8 protein-coding genes and 1 pseudogene are annotated in these 9,357 nt (G+C 61.6%); 3 read left to right on the top strand and 6 right to left on the bottom strand.

Annotation, left to right across the window (positions count from 1 at the left end):
* Positions 1-774 (bottom strand): aminoglycoside adenylyltransferase domain-containing protein (locus HMPREF2724_RS01460; protein ID WP_083306068.1); only part of this gene is annotated, 774 nt, incomplete at its 3' end.
* An 84-nt stretch (positions 775-858) separates the two neighbouring features.
* On the opposite strand from HMPREF2724_RS01460, the gene HMPREF2724_RS01455 reads away from it, so the two are divergent.
* Positions 859-2,106 (top strand): FAD-binding oxidoreductase, encoded by a 1,248-nt coding sequence (locus tag HMPREF2724_RS01455; RefSeq protein ID WP_070586806.1) that lies wholly within the window; start codon positions 859-861, stop codon positions 2,104-2,106.
* Here the strand turns inward: HMPREF2724_RS01455 and HMPREF2724_RS01450 are convergent.
* Positions 2,103-2,911 (bottom strand): annotated as a pseudogene (locus HMPREF2724_RS01450) (carbon-nitrogen hydrolase family protein). The gene HMPREF2724_RS01455 and the pseudogene HMPREF2724_RS01450 overlap by 4 nt on opposite strands.
* Positions 2,912-3,013: 102 nt before the next feature.
* On the opposite strand from HMPREF2724_RS01450, the gene HMPREF2724_RS01445 reads away from it, so the two are divergent.
* Both HMPREF2724_RS01445 and HMPREF2724_RS01440 read left to right on the top strand, forming a co-directional pair.
* Positions 3,014-3,274, top strand: a complete 261-nt coding sequence (locus tag HMPREF2724_RS01445; RefSeq protein WP_062036975.1) for a hypothetical protein — start codon at positions 3,014-3,016, stop codon at positions 3,272-3,274.
* A gap of 35 nt (positions 3,275-3,309) precedes the next feature.
* Complete coding sequence (locus HMPREF2724_RS01440; RefSeq protein ID WP_070586804.1) at positions 3,310-4,437, top strand: alpha/beta hydrolase; 1,128 nt, start codon at positions 3,310-3,312, stop codon at positions 4,435-4,437.
* Here the strand turns inward: HMPREF2724_RS01440 and HMPREF2724_RS01435 are convergent.
* The 4 genes from HMPREF2724_RS01435 to dnaK form a co-directional block, all read right to left on the bottom strand.
* The gene (locus tag HMPREF2724_RS01435) at positions 4,434-4,862 is read right to left on the bottom strand and encodes a heat shock protein transcriptional repressor HspR (RefSeq protein WP_061924927.1); all 429 of its coding nucleotides are present in this window, start codon (positions 4,860-4,862) and stop codon (positions 4,434-4,436) included. The two genes, HMPREF2724_RS01440 and HMPREF2724_RS01435, sit on opposite strands and share 4 nt — an antisense overlap.
* A gap of 15 nt (positions 4,863-4,877) precedes the next feature.
* Positions 4,878-6,107, bottom strand: coding sequence for a molecular chaperone DnaJ (gene dnaJ, locus HMPREF2724_RS01430; protein ID WP_070586802.1), 1,230 nt, complete (start codon positions 6,105-6,107; stop codon positions 4,878-4,880).
* Positions 6,108-6,250: 143 nt separating this feature from the next.
* Positions 6,251-6,997, bottom strand: coding sequence for a nucleotide exchange factor GrpE (grpE, locus tag HMPREF2724_RS01425; protein ID WP_070586800.1), 747 nt, complete (start codon positions 6,995-6,997; stop codon positions 6,251-6,253).
* Complete coding sequence (gene dnaK / locus HMPREF2724_RS01420) at positions 6,997-8,841, bottom strand: molecular chaperone DnaK (protein ID WP_062036964.1); 1,845 nt, start codon at positions 8,839-8,841, stop codon at positions 6,997-6,999. The genes grpE and dnaK overlap by 1 nt, the downstream gene beginning before the upstream one ends.
* Positions 8,842-9,357: the final 516 nt, after the last annotated feature.

The raw sequence follows: 9,357 nt of genomic DNA, 5'->3' as shown, positions 1-9,357 counted from the left end.
AGTCAGCCGTCGCCATTCACTTTTCGGTGGAGCGCTTGGAGCATTCTCTCCGCTGAGATGAGCAAGTGCTACGCCGAGGATCGGTGCGTGATGAGGGAACAATCCGAGAGCACGCGCTCCGGCCTCCTGCTTGCTGATGACCTCACCCGTCGTGAGCGTCGCGTGCATCCGCGCAGGTCCGAGGAGCCGCCATTGAACCCTCCCGGCTCCGAGGGCTCCACGCCCTCTCTCGGTGCGCAGCATCAGCGGCTTCCAGTACCCCAGCAGGTTGTTCAGGGTCCATGGCCGGAGCTCGTCGGGCTGCGGGTCTAGGCCCCAGGTCGAGACGTCCCCTCCCCGTAGCGCGATGCCGCCGTGCTCGAGCTCGTGCCAGATCACGGGATTCACATCGAACGCGCCCCTGGGGTTGAAGATCTCGCCCACGTGGGAAGCGATCGGCTCGATCTGTGTCACAGGGCGCGTGATCTCCGAGTCCCACACGAACGAGGTGTTGCAGCACGCGCTGATGCCCATTCCTCGAACAGCTCGCCCGAGCAGCCACGGGAGCTGGGAGAGGTGCAGAGCGCGCAGGCGTGGGATCAGGTCGGAGCGCTCCCGCCAGGCGTCATCAAGCGTGGCGATCAGGTCGATGTCGCTGGCCTTCGGGCGATACGCACCCAGCGCAACAGAACCGCCCACCACGACACCCGTGATCGCTCCAGGCAGCAGCCGATCGGCGGCGTCCAGATACGAACGGCCCGCTCGGCGAACTTCGTGCGGTAGTGCGACCTCCATGCGCTCATCATACGGAGAAGCCACCTCGAAGCGGCTTTCCTAAACCAGATCGTCCGCGGCCGCGGGCAAGTAGGATGGGCCAGCATGAAGGAATTGGGCGAACACATCCGCAGGCACGCTGACGATTACCGCGATGCGGTGCATCAGCACTTCTTTGCCACCGTCGCGGAGTCGCGCCAAATCTTCGCTCTATCCATGCGCGATACCCACCCGGCACTGGCGCCTGCAGTGGCGTGGATATTGGACGCGGCTGACGACGCCGGATTCCTCCCCGAAGAGACCATCGAGCGCGTCCGCGAGCTGGGCAAGGAGCACCGCCGCCACGGCTTCCCCACAGAGATCTATCCCAAGTTCGAGGCCTCCCTAAGCGAGGGGTTTACCGCGTTGGGACTGACTCAGCACCAGCTAGTGGTGGCAAAGCGCGCCATCCACACTGTGTGCACCACGATGGCACAAGCGGCGCATGCTGCCGACATCGCCGGCATCGCCCCAGCCCACAGCGCGCAGGTAGTCGCCGTAGAACACCCCAACCGCAACACTGCGGTGGTGCGGCTGGAATCCGGTGCACCCATCGAATACGAGGCGGGCCAGCATTTTCCCGTCACCTCGCAGCTGCTGCCCGGCACCTGGCGCATGCTGACCCCGGCACATCCGGCGGACACTACGGGCCAGCTGCTCTTCCACATTGCGCTGGCTGGCGACGCCTCCTCTATGCTGGCCAAGGCAAAGCCCGGCGATTGGTGGACCCTGGGTAACCCTGCCGGAAACTTTCCGAGCCTGCACGATGGCAAGGCCACCGCGCTCATAAGCTTCGGCACGGGATGGGCGGGCGCCCGCGCCGCTCTCCTAGATTGCTTGGCTGCCGGCGAAGTACCGAAGAACCTTAGCGTCTACAGCGTGGCTTCTTCCCCTGGCGAGCACTACGACACCCACTTCCAGGCTAATCTCCAGGCCCTCTTGCCTGAGCTTTCGTTTCATTACATCTCCCGCAGCGAGCGGGATCCCTGGCTGCTCGGCGCACAGCCGCAGGCAGAGGGCTTCGCATCCGAAACCGCCGGCGAATCCCAAGACCCCATCGCCGTGGTGCTACGCCACGAGAAGGACCACGAGAAGGACGGAGCCAAGGACAAGCGCTTCATCTTGGTAGGCCCTGCCGACCGAGTCGAGGTGGCACGCGAATCCCTCCTGGCGGCCGGCATCCCAGCTGGCAATATCCACGCCCAATCCTGGCAGCGCGGCCACGAGTGGGCAGCATCCGCCGCAGACCTAGACGGCTGGGAGGACTGGGATGCGTGGGCAGCCTGGAAGAAGTCGGAGTGGACGCAAACTTAAGCCTCGAGGACCGGCAGCGCTTTGCGGGTCTGGGCAACGAGGTCGGAGTCGATTTCGGCGTAGATGATCTCCGGCTCGTAGCCGGCCTCGACTACGCGGGTGCCATCGGGGGCTACAACTACTGAATGGCCAATGCCGGTGGGACCAGAGTCTTGCCCAGCCATCTCCGCGCCGCCTGGACGGGCTTGGCCCGCAGCCACGATATAAGAGGTGGAGTCTAGAGCACGCGCCGCGGTGAGCAGACGCCACTGCTCCAGCTTGCCGGCACCGTCAGCCCAGCTAGTAGGCACGACGATTACCTGCGCACCCTGGCGAGCCAGCTCCTTGAACTGCTCTGGGAAACGGATGTCATAACAGGTGGCCACGCCAACGGTAATGCCCGCGACGTCGAAAGCCACGAGCGCCTCACCCGCGCGCACGGTGTCGGATTCCTTGTAATTGAAGGCGTCATAAGTGTGGATTTTGTCGTAACCGCCAAGAACGTCCGGCCCCGCGATGAGCGCGGTGTTGCTCACGCGGTTGATGGTCTTGCCATCACGCTCAACGGTGTCCGCTGGGCTGAACATGCCAAGCACGACGGTGACCCCAGCTGCTGCGCTACCGCACGGATGGTGGTGACGAAGGAACCATCAAGGCCCTGGGCCTGCTCGTCTAAGCGGCCAGCCGCGAAGGCCTGGGACGTGGCCTCAGGCAACACGATCAGTTGCGCACCATTCTCAGCGGCCTCACGGATCTTCTCCACGGCCAGCTCAAGGTTCTCCTCGAGGTTACCGCCGGTCAAAATTTGCACTGCTGCTACCAACATGACACCCCAAACTAGCCGAGTCGCGATGAGTTATCCACAGATTTCGCCCTAATCAGAAATTGGGTCTAGAAATTACTGAACTTGGCCCACAAAGCTTGAGGTATGGATTTCTACATCGCTGACAACGCACGCAACACCATCCGCTCCCACATGGGCCAAAGGCACCGCTTCACTACCCCGCCGCCGCCCGAGTATCCGCGCACGGCCAGCGCCCTAGCGCGCGTGGCAAAACACTGGGACGGTCAGCTTGCCGCTAACGCTAAGCAACACGACGCCATGCTCCAAGACCTCGATGAGTTCATCAGGCACAGCAGAAAAATCGATGCCTCCCTAGCCAACAAGCTGGACGGAGGGCTGCCGTGAGACGCGCGCTAAGCCTTTATTTAGCCTCTCAAGAAATGCAGTCTGGCGCTGCTAACCTGCACGTTTTCAAACAAGGCCTACACAATAGTTGGCAGAGCCTAGAAATAATTGGCGCTTTTGCCGACTCCGCGCGCACCCAGCTGACAAACACCACGGAACAACTCGAACTACCCGCTAAGAGCATGGAGGCTGCGGCAGAGACTCTTCGCGCCTATGCGCCCATCCTGGCTCGGGTCGAACAATTGCGCGCCGAGGCCACCCGCCTGCTAGCACGGATGGATGAGATAGAACCGTGGAGCAGCCAGATAGGCGCGATGCTGAATGCGCTCGATGCTTTGGGCGACGGCCTGGACTGGGCCTGCGCCCGAGAAATAGATGCGCTGTGCACGCCAGAGCTGCCCACCGGCGGCGGCTATCTGGAGGATTACGAGGAGCTACCCATCGAGGCCATCCACCAGATGCTTATGAGCACCGCCCCGCCAGAGGCCGTCGCGCTAGCGGAAAGCAATCCGGACGTGCAGCTGCTTGAAGCCGGCCCCGGTCGCGTTGCAGCACTGGTCGATCCCGGCCAGCTGGGCACTTCCGCGGCGAGCGTTTCCACGGTGGTCTCCGGGGTGCATTCTTCGGATCCGTCCGGCTGGCAAAGCAGTATCGATCGCGCGCGGGCAGTAGCGCGTGCAACGGGCGGTCCCGCGGTGGCCTGGATTGGCTACCGCGCACCAGACAGCCTCGCACAGGCAGGCCACGATTCCCCGGCGGCACGTGGCGCGCAGGACCTACGCCGCTTTCAACGCTCATTAGGCAAACGCTTTTCCCGCTCACAGCGGATAGTGGTGGGTTATTCCTATGGTTCCGTCGTGGCAGGAAAAGCCGCGAAGGCGCCCGGCGTGGCCGAAGACGTGGTCTTCGTGGGCAGCCCTGGCACCACCGCCGAAAGCGCCGATGACATTCAGGCACGCAGCTGGGCCGCAACGAATGCGCACGATCCCATCGGCGTGGTTACCGGCCCGCGCGGTGGCATTCACGGCCCGGATCCGAGCACTCCCAACTTTGGGGCTTCCCCACTACCAGGCGCAAACCGCCTGCCAGGAGACCACATCTCATACTTCAAAGACCCCGCATTTCTGCGGGGTCTCGGAAAGATTGTGGAGGCTAAAAGCTAGCCTTCGTGGCCGGCTTCGCCGCGCCGGCGGCTGCGGCGTGGGGTCCACATGACCACTGACGTCGAGCGCGGCACGTGCACGAGCTCGCCGCGCGGCTGGCGTTCACCAACCCGTTCGCGCAGCTGCTGAACCTCAGCGAGCAATGCATCGCGCTCGGCCTCTAGCTGGTCGCGCTCCTCGGTCAGCTCAATGATGGACTTGATTCCAGCGAGGTTAACGCCCTCGTCGTGCGACAAAGTCTGGATCTTGCGCAGCAACTCGATGTCACGGTCGGAGTAGCGGCGCCCGCCGCCCTGAGTACGGGCGGGCGAGACCAAGCCGATGCGATCGTAGGTGCGCAGGGTCTGCGCGTGCATTCCGGACAGCTCAGCGGCAACGGAGATGACATAGACCGCGTTGGCCCCTGCCTGATTTTCCTTGCTCATCGTTGCACCTTCCTTTTATGCGCTACCTGCGGCGCTTCCATGGGCGACTTTGCCTTCCCAGCCCGCGCGCGGGTCGAAACCGGAGTCGCGCTCCGCCTGCGCGTAGGTGCGCAGCGCACTCGTGGCGGCGCCATCAAGGTGGGTCGGGACGGTGACCTGGACGGTAACCAGAAGGTCGCCGGCCTTGCCGCCGCGCTTCTCGATGCCGCGATTGCGCACGCGCAGCGTACGGCCATCGGGGGTGCCCGCCGGCACTTTCACGCGAACCGGCGAATCCAGGGTTGGCACAGTAATGGTGTCACCCAACGCCAATTCCGCGAAGGAAACCGGCACCGTAACATGCAAATCGTCGCCCTCACGGGTGAAAATCTTGTCCGGCTTTACCTTCACCGCGACGAAGAGATCGCCCGCTGGCGTGCCATTGGGGCCTGCCTCGCCCTGACCGGCCAAGCGCACTTTCTGGCCGTCGATGACGCCTGCCGGAATACGCACGGTGATAGAGCGCGTGCGGTGCACGGTGCCGGAACCATTGCAGTCCGCGCATGGATCCTCAATCTTCTGACCGGTGCCGCCACACTCAGTGCACGGCGCGGAGAAGCCGAAGGTTCCGCGGTTCTCAGAGGTAAAGCCAGTGCCTTTACAGTTCTTGCAGGAGCTCGTCTTACCTGACTTGGAACCGGAGCCATGGCACGTGGTGCAGGGGGCGTCGCCAGTTAGCTGCAGCGGGATGGTGGTGCCGGTGGCAGCCTCCCGGAATTCGAGGGTTATTTCCGTTTCGACGTCGGCCCCCCGCGACGGCCGAGCTGTGTGGCCAGCACTACCGCCGCGGTTGAAAACGCTACCGAAGATATCCCCAAAACCGCCGCCTTGAGCCGCTCCTCCAGGCGTTCTTCCTCCGAAGAGGTCGGAGAGGTCGAATTCTTCCGCAGATCCTTGACCCATGTGCGAAGATCGAAACCCGCCGGGGAACCCGGCGCCTCCCATCCGTCCAAACCCACCGCCGTTGCGCAGCATGGCCTTGAACTGGTCGTATTCCTTACGCATCGTGGCGTCGGAAAGCACATCATAGGCTTCGGCAGCGCGCTTAAACTTATCGGCTGCCCCGGGGGTATCCGGGGTGGTATCGGGGTGGTTTTCGCGCGCTAGCTTGCGGTAGCTGCGCTTGATTTCTTCTGGCGTAGCGGACGAGGAGACCCCCAGATCCGCATAATAATCCTTGTCTGCCCATTCGGGTTTGGCGCTCACTGGGCATCCCCTCCTTCCTTGAAACCGCCAGCTTTGGCGGCTATTGAGGACAAAATATAACTAAATAAGATTTGTTCTAAGTTCACTAAACAGTGAAATGGCGCCAAGGCATTTGTTTGTTTAAGCCCTGACGCCACCTCGCATTATTCGGAAGCAGATTCCGAACCGGCAGATTCAGCACTGCCCTCGCCGGCCTCCGTGGAGGCGTCCGGTGCATCAGCGATGATTACCATCGCGGTGCGCACCAGCTTCTCGCCCACCTTGTAGCCACGGCGTAGAACGGTGCCGACTACCTGCTCGCCACCGCTGGAGAGATCCTGCACAGCCTCGTGAATTTCCGGGTCGAAGGCGTCGCCTTCTTCGCCGAATGGCTGCAGCTGGTTCTTCTCCAGCACGCCGGAGAGTTTGTCGGCAATAGCCTTCAGTGGGCCCTCCTCGAGGTCGCCGTGCTGACGTGCGAGCTCTAGGTCATCAAGGATAGGCAGGAATTCTGCCAGGACCTTGGCCTTGGAAGTCTCGATGACAGCCTGGCGCTCGCGCTCGGTGCGGCGGCGGTAGTTGGTGTACTCCGCATTCAGACGCTGCAGATCCTCGGTGCGCTCAGCCAGCTGCGCCTCCAGGGAGTTGCCTTGGTCAGCGGCAGCGTCGGCTGCTGCCTCAGCCTGGTCGGCTGCGTCTTCTGCGGAGACGCCGGCAAGCGCGGCTTCCAGATCCGCATCCAAAGTTGGATCAAGTTCTGCCTCTTCGGCGGAGTCAGCCTGCGCGTCCTGTGCAGCCTGAGCCTCTTGTGCTTCCGCGGCAGCTGCCTCAGCGCGGTCCGCCGAGGTTACCTCTGGATCAGTGTTGTCCGGGTCGCCTGGGTTTTGCGGCATTCCGCTGTTCTGAGTCATTACTTGTCGCCATCCTTGGTCTCGTCTTCGTCGACTACCTCTGCGTCAACAACGTTTGGGTCGGACTCGGCACCAGCTGCGGCGCCCTCAGCACCGGCCTCAGCGGCCTGTGCCTCGTAGATCTGCTTGCCCATCTCCTGGGAGACGGTGCCCAGCTTCTCAACTGCGGACTTGATGGCCTCGATGTCATCGCCCTTCAGAGCCTCATCGACGGCGTCGGCAGCCTCGGTGACCTGGGTCTTAACGTCCTCGGAAACCTTGTCGGAGTTCTCATCCAGGAACTTGCGGGTCTGGTAGGAGGTGGACTCTGCCTGGTTACGCAGCTCCTGCTCCTCGCGGCGCTTCTTATCCTCTTCGGCGTGTGCCTCAGCGTCCTTGACCATGCGGTCGATCTCTTCCTGGGACAGGCCGGAACCATCCTGAATCTTGATGGTGTTTTCCTTGCCGGTGCCCTTGTCCTTAGCGGAAACGGAGACGATGCCGTTGGCGTCGATGTCGAAGGTGACCTCGATCTGTGGGACGCCACGCGGTGCCGGAGCGATGCCACCGAGCTCGAAGGAGCCGAGCAGCTTGTTAGCGGAAGCCATCTCGCGCTCACCCTGGAAGACCTGGATCTGAACGGAAGGCTGGTTGTCTTCCGCGGTGGTGAAGGTCTCGGACTTCTTGGTCGGAATAGTGGTGTTGCGCTCGATGAGCTTGGTCATCACGCCGCCCTTGGTCTCGATGCCGAGGGACAGTGGGGTGACGTCGAGAAGCAGCACGTCCTTGACCTCGCCGCGCAGAACGCCTGCCTGCAGAGCAGCGCCGACTGCAACGACCTCGTCCGGGTTAACGCCCTTGTTTGGCTCGCGGCCGGTCAGTTCCTTGACCAGCTCGGAAACAGCCGGCATACGGGTGGAACCGCCGACGAGAACGACGTGGTCAACCTCGGACAGGGACAGACCTGCATCCTTGATGACCTGGTTGAACGGAGCCTTGGTGCGGTCCAGCAGATCCTGGGTGATCTTCTGGAACTCGGTACGGGACAGGGTCTCATCCAGGAAGAGCGGGTTCTTCTCGGAGTCAACGGTGATGTACGGCAGGTTGATGTTTGCGGACTGGGAGGAAGACAGCTCAATCTTTGCCTTCTCAGCGGCCTCGCGCAGACGCTGCAGGGCCATCTTGTCCTTGGTCAGGTCGATGCCGTTAGCGGACTTGAACTTCTCAACGAGCCAGTCCACGATGCGCTGATCCCAGTCATCGCCACCGAGCTGGTTGTCACCAGCGGTTGCCATAACCTCAACGACGCCGTCGCCGATTTCCAACAGGGAAACGTCGAAGGTGCCGCCGCCCAGGTCGAAGACCAGGATGGTCTGCTCCTGCTCGCCCTTTTCCAGGCCGTATGCCAATGCAGCCGCAGTTGGCTCGTTGACGATACGCAGGACGTTCAGGCCTGCAATCTGACCGGCTTCCTTGGTGGCCTGACGCTGGGAGTCCTCGAAGTATGCCGGGACAGTAATAACTGCGTCGGTGACATCCTCGCCGAGGTATGCCTCTGCGTCGCGCTTGAGCTTCATCAAGGTACGAGCGGAGATCTCCTGCGGGGTGTACTTCTTGTCATCGATGTCGATGGTCCAGTCAGTACCAATGTGGCGCTTGACGGAGCGGATGGTGCGGTCAACGTTGGTGACAGCCTGGTTCTTGGCGGACTGGCCGACCAGGATTTCGCCGTTCTTTGCAAAAGCAACGACGGATGGGGTGGTACGTGCACCCTCAGAGTTAGCGATGACGGTAGCCTCGCCACCTTCCAGAACGGAAACAACCGAGTTGGTGGTACCGAGGTCAATGCCTACTGCGCGTCCCATGAATTTTCTCCTTGCTTGTCTTAGAAGACTGTTTTTAGCTTTAAGTTGATTTCAGGTGGCTCAACTTCTCGTTGGCTCTTGCGCCACTCTAACAGAAGTTTCGGTGTTTGCTACAAGAACCTGAGCGCGATCCACTCAACCTCTTCAACCGCGCTTAACCCAAAGTTGTTCCCACTTCGCTCAACTTTTTTGAAATTTTCTATATTCCCCCAGTTGAACGGCCCAAAATCTATTTGGACTATAGGTGGAAAAGATTTCTCTACCCCCTTACTCCCCCCCTCTTGACCAACCTGCCTTTCGACCGCTAATTTTCGATTAGCGATACCGATCACAGGTTCGCACTTTATTTAATCCAGCTCACCAAGCTGACTCCTACACACTCCCTTTCCTCTTAAGTTCTCGCCTGCCCGAATACGCGAATTTTCGCAGTTACCGGCGGGGATTTTAAAGGCGCTGGCAGGCGCTGGCGGAGTGGAAGGGCAATTGGTGCGGAAACATTTGGAAAGGACGGTTGCG

Source organism: Corynebacterium sp. HMSC071F07, assembly GCF_001810285.1.
GTDB lineage: Bacteria > Actinomycetota > Actinomycetes > Mycobacteriales > Mycobacteriaceae > Corynebacterium > Corynebacterium simulans.
This window is presented reverse-complemented; position numbering and strand designations above follow the sequence as displayed.